This is a genomic window from Kitasatospora sp. NPDC059795 (genome assembly GCF_042732175.1).
Lineage (GTDB): Bacteria > Actinomycetota > Actinomycetes > Streptomycetales > Streptomycetaceae > Kitasatospora.
On the sequence record NZ_JBHWID010000012.1, the window covers coordinates 116,151 to 133,787 of the forward strand.

At 74.3% G+C, this 17,637-nt stretch carries 16 protein-coding genes; 9 read left to right on the forward strand and 7 right to left on the reverse strand.

Going from position 1 to position 17,637, the window contains the following annotated elements:
* Positions 1 to 158: 158 nt before the first annotated feature.
* Complete coding sequence (locus tag ACFV4P_RS24050; protein WP_380474293.1) at positions 159 to 1,367, forward strand: lanthionine synthetase LanC family protein; 1,209 nt, start codon at positions 159 to 161, stop codon at positions 1,365 to 1,367.
* Between the two features lie 21 nt (positions 1,368 to 1,388).
* Here ACFV4P_RS24050 and ACFV4P_RS24055 read toward each other — a convergent pair whose 3' ends face one another.
* From ACFV4P_RS24055 to ACFV4P_RS24070, 4 genes are all read right to left on the reverse strand, one after another.
* Positions 1,389 to 4,727, reverse strand: a complete 3,339-nt coding sequence (locus ACFV4P_RS24055; protein WP_380474296.1) for a tetratricopeptide repeat protein — start codon at positions 4,725 to 4,727, stop codon at positions 1,389 to 1,391.
* Between the two features lie 75 nt (positions 4,728 to 4,802).
* Entirely contained in the window at positions 4,803 to 5,126 is a 324-nt protein-coding gene (locus ACFV4P_RS24060) for a trypco2 family protein (RefSeq protein WP_380474299.1), read from the reverse strand.
* Between the two features lie 274 nt (positions 5,127 to 5,400).
* Positions 5,401 to 5,958 carry a DUF2087 domain-containing protein gene (locus ACFV4P_RS24065; RefSeq protein WP_380474302.1) on the reverse strand — a complete coding sequence of 186 codons (558 nt, stop codon included), beginning with the start codon at positions 5,956 to 5,958 and terminating at the stop codon, positions 5,401 to 5,403.
* Positions 5,955 to 7,187 (reverse strand): CynX/NimT family MFS transporter, encoded by a 1,233-nt coding sequence (locus ACFV4P_RS24070; protein ID WP_380474305.1) that lies wholly within the window; start codon positions 7,185 to 7,187, stop codon positions 5,955 to 5,957. The genes ACFV4P_RS24065 and ACFV4P_RS24070 overlap by 4 nt, the downstream gene beginning before the upstream one ends.
* Positions 7,188 to 7,289: 102 nt before the next feature.
* Here ACFV4P_RS24070 and ACFV4P_RS24075 point away from each other — a divergent pair, with 102 nt between their 5' ends.
* Complete coding sequence (locus ACFV4P_RS24075) at positions 7,290 to 8,117, forward strand: helix-turn-helix domain-containing protein (RefSeq protein WP_380474308.1); 828 nt, start codon at positions 7,290 to 7,292, stop codon at positions 8,115 to 8,117.
* A 15-nt stretch (positions 8,118 to 8,132) separates the two neighbouring features.
* Here the strand turns inward: ACFV4P_RS24075 and ACFV4P_RS24080 are convergent, their stop codons facing one another.
* Positions 8,133 to 8,804 carry a hypothetical protein gene (locus ACFV4P_RS24080; protein WP_380474310.1) on the reverse strand — a complete coding sequence of 224 codons (672 nt, stop codon included), beginning with the start codon at positions 8,802 to 8,804 and terminating at the stop codon, positions 8,133 to 8,135.
* Between the two features lie 60 nt (positions 8,805 to 8,864).
* Complete coding sequence (locus tag ACFV4P_RS24085) at positions 8,865 to 9,548, reverse strand: hypothetical protein (protein WP_380474313.1); 684 nt, start codon at positions 9,546 to 9,548, stop codon at positions 8,865 to 8,867.
* 115 nt (positions 9,549 to 9,663) lie between these two features.
* Between ACFV4P_RS24085 and ACFV4P_RS24090 the strand changes: the two genes are divergently transcribed.
* From ACFV4P_RS24090 to glnII, 6 genes are all read left to right on the forward strand, one after another.
* The gene (locus tag ACFV4P_RS24090; RefSeq protein WP_380474316.1) at positions 9,664 to 10,341 is read left to right on the forward strand and encodes a response regulator; all 678 of its coding nucleotides are present in this window, start codon (positions 9,664 to 9,666) and stop codon (positions 10,339 to 10,341) included.
* A 105-nt stretch (positions 10,342 to 10,446) separates the two neighbouring features.
* Positions 10,447 to 11,598, forward strand: a complete 1,152-nt coding sequence (locus ACFV4P_RS24095; RefSeq protein WP_380474319.1) for a sensor histidine kinase — start codon at positions 10,447 to 10,449, stop codon at positions 11,596 to 11,598.
* Between the two features lie 109 nt (positions 11,599 to 11,707).
* Complete coding sequence (locus ACFV4P_RS24100; RefSeq protein WP_380474322.1) at positions 11,708 to 12,607, forward strand: ABC transporter ATP-binding protein; 900 nt, start codon at positions 11,708 to 11,710, stop codon at positions 12,605 to 12,607.
* Positions 12,600 to 13,352 (forward strand): ABC transporter permease, encoded by a 753-nt coding sequence (locus ACFV4P_RS24105; RefSeq protein WP_380474325.1) that lies wholly within the window; start codon positions 12,600 to 12,602, stop codon positions 13,350 to 13,352. Before ACFV4P_RS24100 ends, ACFV4P_RS24105 begins: the two co-directional genes overlap by 8 nt.
* A 208-nt stretch (positions 13,353 to 13,560) precedes the next feature.
* On the forward strand, positions 13,561 to 14,496 hold the full coding sequence (locus ACFV4P_RS24110) for an SCO1860 family LAETG-anchored protein (RefSeq protein ID WP_380474328.1): 936 nt from the start codon (positions 13,561 to 13,563) through the stop codon (positions 14,494 to 14,496).
* 177 nt (positions 14,497 to 14,673) lie between these two features.
* The gene (glnII, locus tag ACFV4P_RS24115) at positions 14,674 to 15,696 is read left to right on the forward strand and encodes a glutamine synthetase GlnII (protein WP_380474331.1); all 1,023 of its coding nucleotides are present in this window, start codon (positions 14,674 to 14,676) and stop codon (positions 15,694 to 15,696) included.
* Positions 15,697 to 15,789: 93 nt separating this feature from the next.
* On the opposite strand, the gene ACFV4P_RS24120 is transcribed toward glnII, so the two are convergent.
* Positions 15,790 to 16,554, reverse strand: a complete 765-nt coding sequence (locus ACFV4P_RS24120; RefSeq protein ID WP_380474334.1) for a GNAT family N-acetyltransferase — start codon at positions 16,552 to 16,554, stop codon at positions 15,790 to 15,792.
* A gap of 86 nt (positions 16,555 to 16,640) precedes the next feature.
* Here ACFV4P_RS24120 and ACFV4P_RS24125 point away from each other — a divergent pair, with 86 nt between their 5' ends.
* The gene (locus ACFV4P_RS24125) at positions 16,641 to 17,591 is read left to right on the forward strand and encodes a MerR family transcriptional regulator (RefSeq protein ID WP_380474336.1); all 951 of its coding nucleotides are present in this window, start codon (positions 16,641 to 16,643) and stop codon (positions 17,589 to 17,591) included.
* Positions 17,592 to 17,637: the final 46 nt, after the last annotated feature.

Consider the following 17,637-nt stretch of genomic DNA (forward strand, 5'->3'; position numbering starts at 1 on the left):
GTGAGTGGATTGGGTGGCGGGGTGTCGGTTGTGGAGGTCGAGGCGGTGAGTGCGTCGGGCGTGGTGCGTGGGGTCGCTGAACTGCCGGGCTTTCCCGGGGAGTTCGAGGGCGGGCGAGTGGATTGGGCGGCGGGGTGCCGACTGTGGAGGTTGACGCGGTGAGTGCGTCGGGCGTGGTGCGTGGGGTCGCCGAACTGCTCAGCTCCCCAAGGGCGTTCGAGGGCGAGCAGCCGGCGCATGCGCTCGGCACCGGTCGGATCGGGGCTGCGCTGGCCCTCGCCGTGCTGGCCGACGGGGGACCGGACGCGGGGCGGGACGCCGGGTGGCGTCGCGCTGCGCACGGGCACCTCGCGGCTGCCGCGAAGTCGCCCGGGGCGATGCGGCCGGGCGGGTTGTACTTCGGGGCTGCCGCGCTCGCCCTTGCTGCTCACACCATGGCGCGGCCGGGCGAGTACCGGAGGCTGCTGGACGCGTTGACGCCCCGGGTGCGGGAGGCCGCCGCCGCGCGCACTGTCGCGCTCCGGGCCGAAGTGGCCGCCGGGGCCGGGCTGAGTGCTCCCACGTTCGATGCTGTCGCGGGTGCGGCGGGTCTGGGGCGGCTGCTGCTCGCCCTGGAGCCGGACGGGACGGCCCTCGCCGAGCTGCTCGCCGCGCTGGTGGAACTGACCGCGCCGGACGCGGGTGCCCGGTTGCCGCGCTGGTGGACCGCCGGTGGCCCCGGAACGGTGGGTGTCGGCCCCGAGTACCCCCGAGGGCACCTCAACCTGGGCCTGGCGCACGGGATTCCGGGCCCGCTCGCGCTGCTGGCGACGGCCCGGCTGCACGGCGTCGGGGTGGCCGGGCTCGACGAGGCGGTCGCGGCGCTGGGGGGCTGGCTGGCCGCGCGGCGGGTCGGGTGCCACTGGCCGATGGCGTTGCGGGTCGAGGACGAGGAGGTCGGACGGCTGCCCGCCGACCCGCCCACCCGCGCGGCCTGGTGCTACGGCACGCCCGGCGTGGCCCGCGCGCTCTTCCTGGCGGGCACGGCCCTCGGGCGCCCCGACTGGCAGCGCGACGCCGTCGACGCGCTGGCGGGGACGCTGCGCGAGCCGGCCGGCTGGAACCTCGAAGGCTCCGGGCTCTGCCACGGCACCGGCGGCCTGCTGCGGATCACCCAGCGGATGGCCGAGGACTCCGGCTCCGCCGAACTCGCCGCCCACCTCCCCGTCCTCGCCGCCACCGTCACCCGCGAACTCGACGCGGCACTCGGCGCCGCCCCCGACCCCGGCCTGCTGGACGGCACCGCGGGCGCCGCCCTCGCCCTGCACGCCCACACCGACCCGCGCCCCGACACACCCGCCTGGGACACGTTTCTGCTGCTCGGCTGAGAGGGCCGGGGCCCGACGGTCTCAGGTCGACAACCAGTCCTCCGGCAGTTCCTCGCCGGTCAGTCTCCGGAACTCGGCGGCCACCACGGCCGGACCCTTCCGGTACGCCGAACCCATGAGCTTCACCAGGGCGTTGGCCATTTCGGGCTGCTCGTGCTCCGGCAGTTTCGGCATCAGCTCGACCGCCTCCCACACGACGCCCACCGCGTCCGACAGGGCCCCTACCCCGATCAGTGCCTGTGCGAGCACGCCGAGCGTCTTTCCCAGAATGAGGGGGTGGGCCGCAGGGTTGGCCCGGGCGTGGCGTCGGCAGATCTCGGCGGCCTCCTGTGCTGCTTCGAGTGCTTCGGAGTAGCGGCCGAGGGCGGTGAGATCGCTGCCGAGGTTGGAGAGACAGACCCCGTAGTCGTGTTCGTGGGCGGCGGGGTCCGCCGCAGCGAGGCGGCGCCGGATCGCAAGGGCCTGTTGCGCGGCCTCAAGTGCCTCGGGGCGGCGTCCGAGATGCGTGAGGATGAATCCGAGGTTGGTCAGGGAGATCGCGTAGTCGGATTCGTGGGCGGTGGGGTTCGCTGCGGCGAGGCGGCGCCGGATCGCGGTGGCCTGTTCCTCGGCTTCGAGCGCTTCGGGGTAGCGGCGGGCCTCGCCGAGGCGTCTGCCGAGGTCGGACAGGGAGGTGGCAAAGCTGCTCTCGTGCTCGGAGGGGTTCGCCGCAGCGAGGCGGCGCCGGATCGCGGTGGCCTGCTCCTCGGCTTCGAGCGCCTCGGGGTAACGGCCGGCCGTGGCGAGACGGTGGCCGAAGTTGGTGAGCGCGATGGCGTAGTTGGCCTCGTGCGCGGCGGGGTTGTCGGCCGCGAGGCTCCGGTGGATCTCGACGCTCATTTCGGCTACGGCAAGCGCGTTGGAATGAAGGCCGAGCTCGGAGAAGTAGAGTCCGAGGCTGCTCAGGGCGAGGGCAAGGTATGCCTCGTGCACGCCGGGCTCCGCGTCGACAAGGCGAATCAGGATCAGTACGGCCTGTCGTACCACGTCAAGCGCTTCGGACGCCCGGCCGGCCAAGGAGAGACGGGTGCCGAGATTGAGGAGCGCGACGGCGTAGCCGGCTTCGTGCGTGCCGGGGTCCGTGACGGCGAGGCGCCGGTGGATCTCCACAGCCTGATTCGCTGCCGCGAGCGCTTCAGTGTGTCGGCCGACATCGGCGAGGCGGACGCTGAGGTTGGACAGTGAGCCGGCCAGGAAGTCCTCGGGCGCGGCGGGGTCCTCCTGGGCGAGCATGACCACGGCGCCGGAGAGTCTCAGCGCGAGCGCCGCGGTGGCCTCCGAGGAGTGCGGCAGGACGTCGGCGGCCGCGGTCACCGCGTAGTGGGTCAGGCGCCGGCCGGTGCGGTCGAGTGCGTGGTTCAGGTCGTCCAGGGCCTGCTGGTGCCAGGTGCTGCGGCGGGCGTTGTAGTGCCCGACCGCGGCGCGGGCCATCACCGTGATCAGCTGGGCCTGCTGCACCGGATTCCCGGCGGCCAGCAGCCGCGGAAGGACGCCGTCGGTGCCGCCGAGGGTCCGTGAGACGTGGAACTCCGCCAGCCGGTCCGGCTGCACCGATCCCCAGTAACTCCCTTCGCCCGCCGGGTACATGCGTCTCAGCCACTGGCCCACCGACCGGTGCCGCTCGGCGGGCAGGACGACGGCGAGGACGTTCCCGGCGTCGGCCGCCGTGGCGGCGCCGCACGCGGCCGCCACCGCGACCGCCTCGCGGACCGCAGGCTCGTCCCGTTCCTGGTGCTGGTGGACGGTGTAGCCGGCCTGGCCGCAGGTGCCGAACCAGTACTTCTCCTCGTGGCGCAGCAGTGTCGCCTCCACCGCCTCGCCCGGTATCGGCTCGACCCGGCCGGGACCGTGCTGCAGCAGCGCCACGAGCGCCGTCATGTGCAGAGTCAGGACGGAGCCGAACGCCTCGTCCGCCAGGTTGTGCGGCACGTCGACGCGCGCCCCCACCGACTCCCAGTCGGTGCCGGCCAGTTCACGGACGATTCCGGCGGTCCGCGCCAGGTCGGCCACCGCCCGGCCGAACGCCTCCTCCCGCGTGGTCGCCCGCCGATCGGCGTCGCCGGCCCGGCCGTCCGGCGGCACCGGGATCTCGTCCGGCGGCAGCAGTGGGCCGAGCGGCACGACCGCGGCGGACGCCAGCGCCGTCGCCACCACCGTCTCCTGGGTGCCGGCGCCGGTGCGCCAGGTGCCGTCGTCGCGGGCGAGCAGCAGCAGTCGGGCCCGGTGCCGGGTGCGGCGCAGTCGGCCCACGAGTTGGCGCACCAGGTGCGGGCGGGTCTCCGCGTAGTCCACCACCAGCAGCAGTGGCCGGTCGGTCTCCAGCAGGTCCAGCGCCGCGTCGTCGGCTTCCCGGACCTGGGGACGCAGATGGCCCGTCACCCATCCCGACCGGGCGCGGTGGCGGGTCAGTTCGCGGGCGAGGCGCGTCTTGCCCTGCCCGGCGGGGCCGGTCAGCACCAGCGTCCCGAACGGGTCCGGGCTGTCGCACCAGGCCGCCAGGCCCGCCAGTTCGGCCGAGCGGCCGGTGAACGCCACCGTCTCGGCGTCGGCCTGCAGCAGTGTCGCGGGCGACGGCAGATCGCGCTCCGGCGCCGCCGGCAGCAGCAGTCGCGCGGGCTCCACGGGCTCGCACGCCGCCTCCCACGGGAAGGCGGCGGTCCCGCTGTGCTCCTCCACCACCGACCGGAACCCGCGCTCGGCCAGCGCCAGTTGCACCGGGACGGACGTCAGCCGTGCCCCGCCCTGCCCCTGACGGTCCGTCGCCACGACGCCGCACAGGAACTCGCCCGCCAGCACCGGCGCACCGGACATCCCCGACCAGGCGGTGAGCATACTGCCGTCCGGGCGGGTGAACGGCAGTCGCGCATCGGATCCCACCAGCTCGTACCGGTCGGCCCGCCCGCTGCCCGGCGCGATCTCCGCCCGCAGTTGCTCGCGCCGCCGCCCGCCGTTCTTGACGTCCTTCGCCATCCGGGGGAACCCGAGGACGTCCACCTCGCGCCGCCGCGCACCGATCAGCCGCCCCCACCGCTGGAACGGCCGCACCGGAGCGCCCCTCAGCGAGTGCGGGGCCTGCCACGCGTCGTCGACGACCTCCACCAGCGCCACGTCCAGCCGCGCCCGCTCCTCGGGCCCGGGCCGCCACGCCACCCGGCCGGCGAACCGCGGGCCGCCGTCCTCCGTGAGGACGGCGACCCGGTCGTCGGGCGTGGGCCGCCCGTCGTGCTCCAGGACGTGCGCGGCGGTGAGCACCAGGCGCGGCGCCACGAGGTACCCCGTCCCCAGCCCCCGCGTCCCGTCGGCCCTCGTCGGCCGCAGCATCACAACCCGGTCCAGCTCCACCCCGAACCCCCGACTTCCCGATCGATGTCCGCCTGCCGGCCGGCCCTGGAGCGGCTACTCGTCGTCGTCGTCGCCGATCGGGACTTCCTCGGGCCCGGCTTCGTGCGGGCCGATCTCCAGCGTCACGGTGTGGGTCGTCTTCCTCGTCCGCTCGGTCTTCCCGTCGACCCCGACCACGCTGAACCCGAGCTTCGCACCGCCGCCGCGGGTGTGGGCCAGCTCCAGGCCCAGTTGCACCGTGATGCGCCCCAGCGCCAGCGGCACCCCCCGGTCTCCGCCCGCGGCCAGCCGCCGCCTGGCCTCGACCAGTTCGTCGCGCAGCAGCTCGACCGCGTCCGCCAGCGCCAGGCCCTCCAGCGGCTCGTCCCGTTCCGTCATCGCAGCCCCCACTCGCTCCTTCGACCCGCCCGGCCGAACCCGTCGGGTGTCCGGCACACTGCCACAACAGGACGGCCGGGAAGGCCGTTTTGCTCGAACTGTGAAGGTCCGGTGGCGGACGATCCGCACAGGCTCCGGCGCGCGCGGGACGGACGTCAACTCTGCTCCACCGCAGCTCACTTGGCGGTGCTGGTGTGCGCGTGGGCCGGCCGGGCCCGACCCCGCCGAGGGTCGATCCTTGAGGTGCGGGGCTTCGGCCTGTGCGCTCCTGTCGTCAGACCGCGCGATCGGCCGGGGCCGCGGCGAGGCGGTAGCGGCCGGAGTCGCGGGTCAGCAGGCCGTCGTCGACGAGGATGCGCCGCAGCGAGACGGCGTCGAGCGCGCCGCCCTCGCACCACGGTCGCAGGCGGTCGGTGACCGTCCGTTCGTCGTACTCGTCGTACTCGTCGTCGGCGGCGAAGGTGCTCCGGGCGACGTGGCCGAGTACCGCGCCGCGGGCGTCCGCGTCGTCCGGGACGTCGACCAGGACGCCGGCGCGGATGTGGCCGCGCAGGCGGGGGTCGGGCTGGTCGGCGGCCAGTTCGTCGGCCGTCCGCCGGGCGGCGGTCTCTGCCGCGGCGGCGAGGGCGGCGTCGTTCAGGGCGAGGGTGCCGCGTCCCTGGACGAGCAGGCCGCTGCGGACGAGCCGTCCGATGGCGGGGGCGGCCTGGGGTGCGCCGAGGCCGGACGCGGCGAGGATCTCGGAGGCGGTCGACGCGCCGAGGGCGACTGCCGCGAACACCCGGCGCAGGGCGGGATCGGCCAGGTCGACGGCGAGTTGGTCGGGGGTCATGAGGGGGAGGTTTCCGTTCGGTCGGGCCGACGAGCTGATGTCGCGTCAAGTATGGCGGCGGCCACCGTGCCCCGTCCGGCGGCCAGGGACACCGCCAGTTGGGCGGCCGTGGCGAGGGACATCAGCAGCAGCGGCGTGCGCCAGCCGTCGGGGCCGGGGGAGTGGAGCAGGCCGAAGACCACCGGGCCGACGGCGGCCAGCAGGTAGCCGACGGACTGGGTCATGGCGGAGAGGGCGCCGGCCGAGGCGGCGTCCTGGGCGCGGAGGCCGATGAAGGCGAGGGCGAGGACCAGGCAGGCCCCGCCGCCGAGACCGAGGAGCACCGTCCACAGCAGGGCCCAGTGGGGTTGGGCGAACAGGCCGAGCCAGCCGGCCAGCAGGACGGCGGAACAGGCCGCCGCCAGGCCGCGCTGGTCGCGGGCGCGGCGCATCGCCCCGGGCGCGGCGAGGCTGGTCAGCACCGCGACGACCTGGAACAGGAAGAGCAGCCAGCCGGCCGTCGCCGGGTCGGAGCCGTTGTCCTGGAACACCTGCGGCAGCCAGGTCACGGCGACGTAGAAGCCCAGCGACTGCAACCCCATGAACCCGGTGACCGCCCAGGCCAACCCCGAACTCCAGGGCAGCCGTTGCCCGTTGCGGGCGGGCCCGGTCGGGCGGGGAGCGCGCAGCTGGGGGAGCCACACCAGCAGCGCGACCAGGGCGAAGAGCACCCAGCAGCCCAGCGCGGTGTGCCAGCCGCCGGGAGCGGCCTCGGCGATCGGGACGGCCACCCCGGACGCCACGGCCGCCACCCCGCCCATCACGGTGGCGTAGGCGCTGGTCAACAGGCCCACCCGGGTGGGGAAATCGCGGCGGATCAGGCCCGGCAGCAGCACGTTGCCGACCGCGACGCCCGCGCCGATCAGCACGGTGCCGCCGAACAGGCCCGCCGCTGTGGGGATCCAGCGGACGGCGATGCCGAGGGTCAGCACCGCCAGCGCGCCGCCGAGCAGCCGCTCCGCGCCCCAGCGGGCGGTCAGTGCGGGGACGAGCGGCGACAGGGCGGCGAAGGCCAGCAGCGGCAGGGTGTTCAGCAGGCCCGCGACGGCCGGGGTCAGGCCCAGCTCGGACTGCACCCGGTCCAGCAGCGGACCGACCCCGGTCAGGCTCGCCCGCAGGTTGGCCGCCACCACCAACAGCCCCCACACCAGGAGCAGTCGGCCCGAGCGGCGGGTCGATGTGTTCGTCATGCCGGTCAGCATCGGGCGGCCCGCCGACCGGCAGCGAGGCCCTGCCCAGGGTGGCCCCCGCAGGGCCATCCTGCGCGCTGCCCGAACTCCTAGGCTGGGCGCGTGGCCACCACACCCCTGGGCAACTTCATCCGCGCCAAACGGGACGCCGTCCAACCGGCGGCCCTCGGGCTGCCGGAGCGCCGACGCCGCCGGTCGCCGGGGCTGCGCCGACAGGACCTCGCCGACCGGGCCGACGTCAGCGTCGAATACCTCGCCCGGATCGAGCAGGGCCGCGACCGCAACCCCTCGCCGGCGGTGGTCGACGCGCTCGCCGACGCGCTCCGGCTGGACGCGTCCGAACGCAACCACCTGCGCTACCTCGCCAAGATCACCGGCGACGCGTGCGCCGTCGACGTCCGGCCCGTACCGCCCTCCCGGGAGGTGCGCGGGTCCGTGCTGCGGATGCTCGAACTCCTGGAGCCGGGCGCGGCGTTCGTGACCAACCGGCTGGGCGACGTGCTCGCCCACACCGCCGGCTTCCGGGCGGTGGTCGGCGCGGCGGGCCTGCTCGACGCGGACCGGCCCAACCTCAACCACTACCTGTTCACCGACCCGCGGGCCCGGGCCTTCTTCACCGACTGGGACGACGTCGCGGACGAGCAGACCTTCGACCTGTGGCAGGCGCCGTCGCTGGAGAACCTGGAGTGGCTGACCGCCGAACTGGCTCCCGTCGCGGGCGAGGAGTTCACCCGCCGCCTGCACCTGGCGACGGTGCCGCGCCGCGGCGTCCTGCGGCTCGACCACCCCGAGGGGCACCGGCTGCGACTGCTCCGCGAAACCCTCGAACTACCCGGTGACGCACAGCAGTTGGTGGTCCTGCTGGCCGGGGACGCGGCCACCGCCGCGGTGCTGTCGGGGTCCGGGATCCGGCTGCGGTCCGTGTCCTGAGAGCGGTGGGACGGGTCAGCGGGTGTCGGTGGCGCTCAGACTGATGGTGGCGGTGCTGCCGGTGACAGTCAGGGTGGCGCACACCTGGTGGGCGTCCAGCAGCAGGCCGTGGGTCCGGCAGCCCACCCAGGGGCCCTCTTCGTGGTGGGTCAACGGCCAGCCGGAGGAGGTCAGTTGGCCGCGCAGCCGGTCGAGCACCCGGGTGGTGTCCTGGTCGGGGGCACCGGCCACGGTGAGTTCGCGGTGGCAGTGGACGACGGAGCCGCGGTCGCATCCGCCGTCGCGGTCGGTGGCGACGCGCAGCCCGGCGGGCATCGCGGGCAGGGCCGAGGCGGGCGGCACCCGGGCGGGCGGGCCGCTCACCAGCAGCACGAGGCCGTAGGCGGCGCTGCCGCCCCCCGCCAGCAGCGTGTAGGCCATCGTCCAGGTGGCCGCGAAGGCCCGGCGTCGACCACCCTTGCCGGTGTGCACCGGCCACGCCAGGACCAGGCCGACCAGCGGCACCGCGGCCAGCAGGAACAGGCCCAGCACCAGGGAGGTGAGGCGCAGCTCGAAGGGCAGCAGCCCCAGCGCCGTCGCCCCGGTGAACAGCACCAGCGCCATGAGGACCGCCGCGACGGTCGTACGGACGCGTCCCGGAGGGGCCGCGAACAGCCAGCAGGCCAACGGCATCAACACAAGGATCATTTCGAACACCACGATGATCACTCTGCCCCGGCACCCGCCCGGCGGGAAGCCCGGGTGCCGTCACCAGCTGTCGGAGGTGCTGAGGTCGACAGTGACGGCGCCGTCGGTGACGGACAGCTCGGCGCACAGCTCGTCGGTGTCCAGCAGCACGCCGATGGAGCGGCAGGCCAGCCAGCTGCCCCCATCGCGCCGGACCACCTTCCAGTCGGAGGACGCCAGTTGGGCGCGCAGCCGCTCGACCAGCTGGGTGGCGTCCTGGTCGGAGGCGCCGACCACGGTCAGTGTTCGGGAGCAGTAGAAGGAGGAGTTGCCGCCACACCCGTTGTCATGGTCGGCGGAGATGTGCAGCCCGGCGGGCATCGCGGGCAGCTCGGAGGCGTCCGGCACCCGGGCCGAGGGGCCGTTCCCCAGCAGCAGGACGCCGAACAGGCAGGTCGCGGCTCCCGCCAGCAGAGAGAAGGCCGTCATCCAGGCGGCCACGAAGGCCCGGCGTCCACCGCCCTTGCCCTTGTGCACCGGCCACGCCAGCTTCAGGCCGACGGCGGGTGCCGCGGCCAGCACGCACCAGCCGGCCAGCGCGGCCGTGGCGGTGATCCCGACGGGCAGCCAGCCTTCCATCGCCGCCCAGGTGAACAGCGCCGCCGTCGCGAGGACGGCCGCGATCCGTGTCCGGACCCGCCCCGGCGGTGCCGCGAGCAGCCAGAGGGCCAACGGCACCATCACCAGGATCATCCAGGAAGCCATGGTGATCACTCTGCCCGGCACTCGCCCGGAGGGGAAGGTCCGGGTACCTACCGCTCGGTGAACTCCCGGGCGGACAGCGGCAGGTGGACGGGTCCGGGGTGCCTACAGTGGGGCCATGGCTGACACGATTCGGGTGCTGATCGCCGACGACCAGGCGCTGCTGCGCGGCAGTTTCCGACTGCTGGTGGACTCCACCCCCGGGATGGCGACGGTCGCGGAGGCCGCCGACGGCGCGGCCGCCGTGGACCTCGCGCGCGAACTGCGGCCCGACATCGTGCTGATGGACCTCCGGATGCCGGTGCTCGACGGCATCGCCGCCACCCGGGCGATCTGCTCGGACCCGGAGCTGACCGGCGTCCGCGTGCTGGCGCTGACCATGTTCGACCTCGACGAGTACGTCTACCCGGCCCTACAGGCCGGCGCGAGCGGCTTCCTGCTGAAGGACGCCTCGCCGGCCGAACTGGTCGCCGGCATCCGGGTCATCGCCGCGGGCGAGGGGATCCTGTCGCCCACCGTGACCCGGCGGCTGATCGCCGACGTCTCCCGGGACGCCGACCCCGCCCGGCCCGCGCCGCGGCTGCTCGGGCTGACCCGGCGCGAGCAGGAGGTGCTGGTGCAGATCGCCAACGGGCTGTCCAACGCCGAGATCGCCGCCCGGCTGGTGATCAGCCTGCCCACGGTGAAGTCCCATGTCGGCAGCCTGCTGGCCAAGTTGAGCGCCCGGGACCGCGCCCAACTGGTGATCATCGCCTACGAGTCGGGCCTCGCCGAGCCCGGCATGCCGAAGGTCTGAGCCGAGGGTCTGAGTCGGGGGTCTGAATAGGGGGCCCGGGCCGGTGGCGCGACGGCGGCCCGCGCGGGTTGGACGGCCGGGCGGCCACCGCCTAGCGTCACCGCCATGGCAGCAGTGTTCCGAAAGGCCCTGGGCGTACGGCGGTTGATGCTCCTCGACGCCGCCGCCGTGCCGGTGTTCGCGCTGCTGCCGGTGCTGTCCCCGCTCGGGTGGCACGGCGCGGCGGGCACGCCCGGGTGGGCGGTGTGGCTGCCGGTCCTGGCGGCCTCGCTGCCACTGGCGGTGCGCCGGGTCCGGCCCTGGCCGGTGTTCGCGGTGGTGCTCGCGGCGGCCCTGGCGTCGCTGCCGGTCGGCCTGGCCCCGACGGCCTTCGCGGCCGCCGCGTTCGCCGTGTACCCGGTCGCGCTGAGCGGTCCTGCGCCGCGCGGGCGGGTCGCGGCGGTGGTGGGCGCGACCAGCGCGGCGGGGGCACTGGTGCTGACCGCCGGCGGCGGCCGGCACTACCAGGGCGGGACGCAGTCGGTGCAGGCGCTCTTCGGGCTGCTGGTGGTCGGCGCGACCTGGGCGGCCGGGATCGCCGTGCGGGAGCGCCGGGAACGCGTGCGGCGGGCGATCGAGCAGGCCGGCGAGCGGGCCAGGGGCGAGGAACGGCTGCGGATCGCGCGCGACATCCACGACGTGGTCACCCACAGCGTGGGCCTGATCGCGGTCAAGGCCGCCGTCGCCAACCACGTCGCCGCCACCCGCCCGGACGAGGCCCGGCCCGCCCTCGCCGCCATCGAGGAGATCAGCCGCAAGGCGCTGACCGACCTGCGGGCCACCCTCGTCGTGCTGCGTGCCGACGGCGACCCCGCCGAGGGCGGCGACCTGCGCCCCGCGCGCGGCCTGGCGGACCTGCACGAACTGCTCCGGCCCGCCGAACTGGCCGGGGTGCGTACCGAGTTGACGGTGCACTGCCCCGCCGAGCCGCCGGGCGGCGTCGCGCTGGCCGCGTACCGCATCGTCCAGGAGGCGCTGACCAACACCGCCAAGCACGCGGCCCCCACCCGGTGCCGGATCCGGGTCGCCGCGCGCGACGGCGAACTCACCGTCGAGGTGGCCGACGACGGGCCGCCCGGTGCGGGCCGGAGCGCGTCGGTCCCCGGCGGCGGTCTCGGCCTGGTCGGCATGCGCGAGCGGGCGCACGCCCACGGCGGCACCCTCGTCGCCGGGCCGCACGAGGGCGGCTACCGGGTGCGCGCGGTGCTGCCGTACTGACCGGGGTGTCCTCTCATCCTCAGGTAGGTGTTCCGGGCCGGCCCCGGCCCGGGCGGGACCGGCCCGAGGTCCGATGCCCGGCAGCCCCGGCCCGCCGAGACTGGACGGTGTGATCGATGTCGACGACCTGACCAAGAGGTACGGCCCGGCGACCGCCGTGGAGGGGCTGACCTTCTCCGCGCGGCCCGGCGCCGTGACCGGCTTCCTGGGGCCCAACGGCGCCGGGAAGACCACTGCCATGCGGATGATCCTCGGCCTGACCCGCCCCGACGGCGGACGCGCCCTGATCCGCGGCCTGCCGTACCGCCGACTCCGCTTCCCCGCACGGCAGGTGGGCGCCCTGCTGGAGGGCAGCGGCGCCCACCGCGGCCTCACCGCCCGCGACCACCTGCGCTGGCTGGCCCGGAGCAACGGCATCGCCCTCGAACGGGTCGACCGGATGCTCGACCTGGTCGGCCTCGGCGCGGCGGCCGGCCGGCGGGTCGGGGCGCTGTCCCTCGGCATGTCCCAACGGCTCGGGCTGGCCGCGGCACTGCTCGGGGACCCGCCGGTGCTGGTGCTGGACGAACCGCTCAACGGCCTCGACGCGGAAGGCATCCGCGGGCTGCGGGAACTGCTGCGGACGATGGCCGCCGAGGGCCGCACCGTGTTCGTCTCCAGCCACCTGATGACCGAGATGTCGCTGGTGGCCGACCGGTTGGTGGTGGTGGACCGCGGCCGACTGGTCGCCGACGCCCCGCTCGACGAGTTCCTGGCCCGGCACGCCCGCTCCCACGTCCTGCTGCGCACCCCCGAACCCGGGGCGCTGGCAGTCGAGTTGCAGCGGGCGGGCGCCGTGCTGCAGCGCACGGGGGACGGGAGCCTGCGGGTGGTCGGCCTGCCCGCGGCGGAGATCGGCCGGATCGCCGCCGCCGGCGGCCTGGTGCTCGACGAACTCAGCACCCGCACCGACTCGTTGGAGGACACCTTCCTCGGACTCCTGGCGGAGAGGAACGACACCCGTGCCTGAGACCCTGGCCGCCCTGCGGGCCGAACTCGTCAAGCTGCGCCGGGTGCGCGGCACCTTCGTCGCGCTGCTCCTGTTCGCCCCCGTCAGCCTGGCGGTCGGCGCGCTGGGCGGCGCCTCCGCGCGCTCGGCCCTGGATGCGCACAGCCCGCTGCTGCGGGCCGGGTTCACCCCGGAGCAGGCCGGCCTGGACGGCATCCAGTACGGGCAGCTCGCCCTGATCGTCTTCGCGGTGCTGGCGGTGGCCGGCGAGCACAGCTCCGGAATGATCCGGACCTCCCTGCTGGCGGTGCCCGACCGGGGCCGGCTCTACCTGGCGAAGACCGCGGCAACGGCCCTGGCGGCACTGGCGTTCGGCGCGCCCGTGACCGTGGCCGGTTATCTGGTCACGCAGTACGCGCTCGGCCCGCACGGCGCGGGCATCGGCGCGGACGGTGTGCCCGGCGCGCTGGTCGGCGCGGTCGGCTACCTGGTGCTGATGAGCCTGTTCGCGGCCGGGCTGGCCGCGGCGGCCCGCAACGCCGTCGTCCCGCTGATCGTCCTGCTGCCGATGGTGCTGGCCGGCTCGCACCTGCTGTCGCTGCTCGGCGCGACCAGGGAACTCTCCCGCTACCTGCCGGACCGGGCCGGGGCCGAACTGCTCACCGTGGGCCCCCACGACGGGCTGCGCGGACTGCTGGTGCTGCTCGCCTGGACGGCCGCCGCACTCGGGCTCGGGCTGCTGCGGCTGCGTCGCTGGGACGGATGACGGAGGTGTGGAGGGGACGTGAGGGACTCGCGGTCACTCAATGGCGTCAACACCACTCGAAGGAGTGAACTGACGCTCCGTGTTGCTGAGGTGACGCACGGTTCGAGAAGACTGGCGGCAGTCGAGAGCGCGAACCCCTCCCCGTGCGTGGTGCCGGGTGAGTCGCGGGTGCGCTCTGCCGTTTCACCATGTGTGGGGGTTTCCTGTCATGTCTGTTCTGCGTACGGTCGCCGCGTCCGCCCTGGCCGCGTCCGCCCTCGCGGTCGCGCTGCCGACGTCGGCCCATGCCGCCGACGCCGGCGCGTCCGCCAAACCCGGGAAGGCGAGCGCCGTGACCGCCGAACTCGCCCTGGACGTCACGCTGTTGAACGCGGTCAAGGTGCCCGTGAACGTGGCCCTGAACAAGGTCGAGTCGCCCGCCCAGCGGGACGGGGCGATGCTCACCGCGACCGTCGACGGCGTCGACAACGGGAAGCCGGTGAACCTGGTGAAGGCGCAGGTCGGCAAGTCCGTCACCAAGGTCGACGACAAGCAGGCGACCGCCTCGGTGCAGCTGGTCGGCGCGGACGTGCACGTGCCCGGCCTGCCGCTGACCACGCTGCTCGGCCTCGACGCGATGAGCACCGAGGTGACCTGCCCGGTGAACGGGCAGCCGACCGCCAAGGTGACCTCCCCCGTGAAGCTCACGGTGCTCGGCAAGTCGGTGACCGTCGGCCTCAACTCGCCCACCCACGTGGACGTTCCGGCGATCGGCACGGTCGACGTCGAGTTCTCGAAGAAGACCGTCACCAGCAGCACCGCCGCCGCCTCCGCGCTGGAGGTGCAGGTGTCGATCAACCCGCTGAACCTGAACGTCGCCAAGGTGGACGGCAAGGTGACGGTCGCCGCGGTGTCCTGCGAGAAGCCGGTGCCGGCCGCCGCGCCCGCCACCGACACCTCCGCCACGCCGAGCCCGTCCGGCACCGCGCCCGGGACGACCGGGCAGAACCGGACGGCGCCCAAGGAGTCCGGCGAGGAACTCGCGTACACCGGCTCCACCGGCACCGCCGCGATGGCCGCCGGCGGCTTCACCCTGCTGGTGGCCGGCGGGGCCGCGGTGTGGATGACCCGTCGCCGCCGCGCCGCGCACGCCCGCCAGCGCTGATCTCCGGCCCCAACGGTCCCGGTGGCGTGCCCCCGCACCGTCGGTGCACTCGCGGACGGTGAGCACGCCGCCGCGGACCGTTGGTTCACATGGGCGTTACATAGGAGGAACAACCGGGAAACGGCGGCTTGCGAGGCTACGCAGGCACCCACCACCCGAGCAGTGAGGTTCACCGCGATGGCAATCAAGGCCGAGTACATCTGGATCGACGGCACCAAGCCGACCGCGAAGCTGCGTTCCAAGACTCGTGTCCTGCCGAACGCGGACAAGATCCCCACCTGGGGCTTCGACGGTTCCTCGACCAACCAGGCCGAGGGCCACGCCTCGGACCGTGTGCTCGACCCGGTGCGCGTCGTCCCGGACCCGATCCGCGGCGGCGACCACATCCTGGTGCTGTGCGAGGTGCTGGAGACCAACGGCACCGCCCACGAGTCCAACCACCGCGCCCTGCTGCGCGAGGTCGCCGAGCGGTACGCCGACCAGGAGTCGATCTTCGGCATCGAGCAGGAGTACACCTTCTTCAAGGGCTCCCGCCCGCTCGGCTTCCCCGAGGGCGGCTACCCGGCCCCGCAGGGCGGCTACTACTGCGGCGTGGGTGCCGAGGAGGTCTTCGGCCGCGAGATCGTCGAGCTGCACCTCGACCGCTGCATGGACGCCGGCCTGGCGATCTGCGGCATCAACGCCGAGGTCATGCCCGGCCAGTGGGAGTTCCAGATCGGCCCGGTCGACGCGCTGACCGCCTCCGACGACCTGTGGATCGCCCGCTACCTGCTCTACCGCACCGCCGAGGAGTTCGGCATCGACGCCACCCTGGACGCCAAGCCGGTCCGTGGCGACTGGAACGGCGCGGGTGCGCACACCAACTTCTCCACCAAGGCGATGCGCGAGGGCTACGACGCCATCATCACCGCGTGCGAGTCGCTCGGCGCCTCCCAGGAGAAGGTCCTGGAGCACGTCAACCAGTACGGCGACGACATCCAGTCCCGCCTGACCGGCAAGCACGAGACCGCCCCGTGGAACGTCTACTCCTACGGCGTCTCCAACCGCGGCGCTTCGGTCCGCATCCCGTGGCAGGTCGAGGTGGACCAGAAGGGCTACATCGAGGACCGCCGCCCGAACGCGAACATCGACCCGTACGTGGTCACCCGCCTGCTGATCAACACCTGCTGCGAGGCCCTGGAGAAGGCCGGCCAGGTCTGATCCGCGCCCCCCGCGCACTGCGAACGGCGCCCGCCGAACCCCTTCCGGGGGTCGGCGGGCGCCGTCGTCTCGTCCCGCAGTAACTTCCCGTCGTTACATGCGGGTGAAGCCGTGGGTGCGGCCGACCGGCACGAAGCCCCGGCGGGCGTACCACTGCTGCGGCCAGTCCTCGGCGTCCGCGACCAGGAAGCGCAGGCCGTCGGGGGCCTGCTCGGCGGCCAGGTGCAGGGCGGTGGACAGCACCCGGCCGGCGAGGCCGCGATGCTGCCGGCCCTCCGCCGTCGCCAGGTCCTCGACCTGCGCGGTGCCCGCCGCGTCCTGGTAGAGGTCCGCCCAGGAGCCGAACTCGCCGTCGGCGTCCCGCGCGGCCAGGATCAGCACCCGGTCCGCGCCGGCCTCGCGGGCGGTGCGCCGCGACACCAGCTGCCCGATCGAGTCGTCCGAAGCCCACGGCAGCCAGTTGCGCCACTGGCGGTCCAACGCCGGTGCCAGCTCGGCCAGTTCGACCTGCTCCGCGCCGCCCGCGCTCGGCACCGGCCCCCGGTGGACCATCACCAGTTCCGTCTCGTGCTGGTACCCGGCCGCGACCAGACCCGGGGCCAGCGCCAGCGCGGACGCGTCGTCGAACACCGCGATCCGCCGGTGCCCGAGGTGCCCGAGCACCTCCTCGGCCAGCCCCGCCACGTCCACGCCGCTCGGCGGGGCGTCCAGGATCAGCTGGTTGTGCTCGTGCGAATACCGGTACGGCTCGCTCAACACCGCGAAACCGCCCGGGAGTTCGACGACCTCGTCGGCCTGCCGACGGGCGAACCCGCGACGGAACTCCAGCGCTGTCCGCAGACTCTCCTCGCCCATCATCCGGCCATCGTAGGCCGGACGTGCAGATCCACCGACCGAACAACCCGGCTTGAGTCTCCCGCCGGGGGAGACCGCACAGTGGGGCCATGGACGGCGAAGAGCTGGTGACGATAGGCGAGTTGGCGCGACGGACCGGACTGACGGTGAAGACCGTCCGCTACTGGTCGGACACCGGCCTGGTGCCGTCCACCGACCGCACCCCCGCCGGGTACCGGCGGTACGGGACACAGGCCGTGGCACGGCTCGAACTGGTCCGCACCCTGCGGGAGTTGGGGATAGGGCTGGCGACGATCCGGCAGGTGCTGGAACGGGAGAGCGCGGTCGCCGAGGTGGTCCGCGCGCACGCGGACGCCCTCGACGCGCAGATCCGCACGCTGCGGCTGCGCCGGGCGGTGCTCCGCGCGGTCGCCGAACAGGGAAGCGAAACGGAGGAGATCGCGTTGATGCACCGACTGGCGAGGCTGTCCTCGCAGGAACGGCGCCGGATGATCGAGGAGTTCGTCGAGGACACCTTCGGCACGGCGGACGCCAACCCCGAGCTGGTGGAGATGCTCCGCGCGGCGGTGCCGGAACTGCCGGAGGAACCCACCCCGGCGCAGGTCGCGGCCTGGGTCGAACTCGCCGAACTCACCCAGGACGCCGCCTTCCGGGCCGCGCTGCGACGGATGGCCGCCTACCAGGCCGCGGAACGCGCCGCCGGCGACACCACCGGGCTGCACCACGAACTCACCGAACACGTCCGCGAGGCCGTCACCGGAGCCCTCGCCGCCGGCCTCGCCCCCGACGCGCCGCAGGCCGCGACCGTCGTGGCCGACCTGACCGCACGCTACGCCCAGGTCTTCGACCGCCCGGACGACGCCGCCCTGCGGACCTGGCTGCTCGCCCGTCTCGACGTCGCGGCCGACCCCCGGGTCGAGCGCTACTGGCGCCTGCTGTCCCGCGTCAACGACTGGCCGGAGCCGCCCACGCTGACGCCGGTGTTCGACTGGTTCGGGGCGGCCCTGCGCGAGGTCGCGCGACGGCCGGCGGGGTCGTGAGGCGCGAACGGGGTGAGGTGGCGGGGACGGTCACTACGCTGGGGGC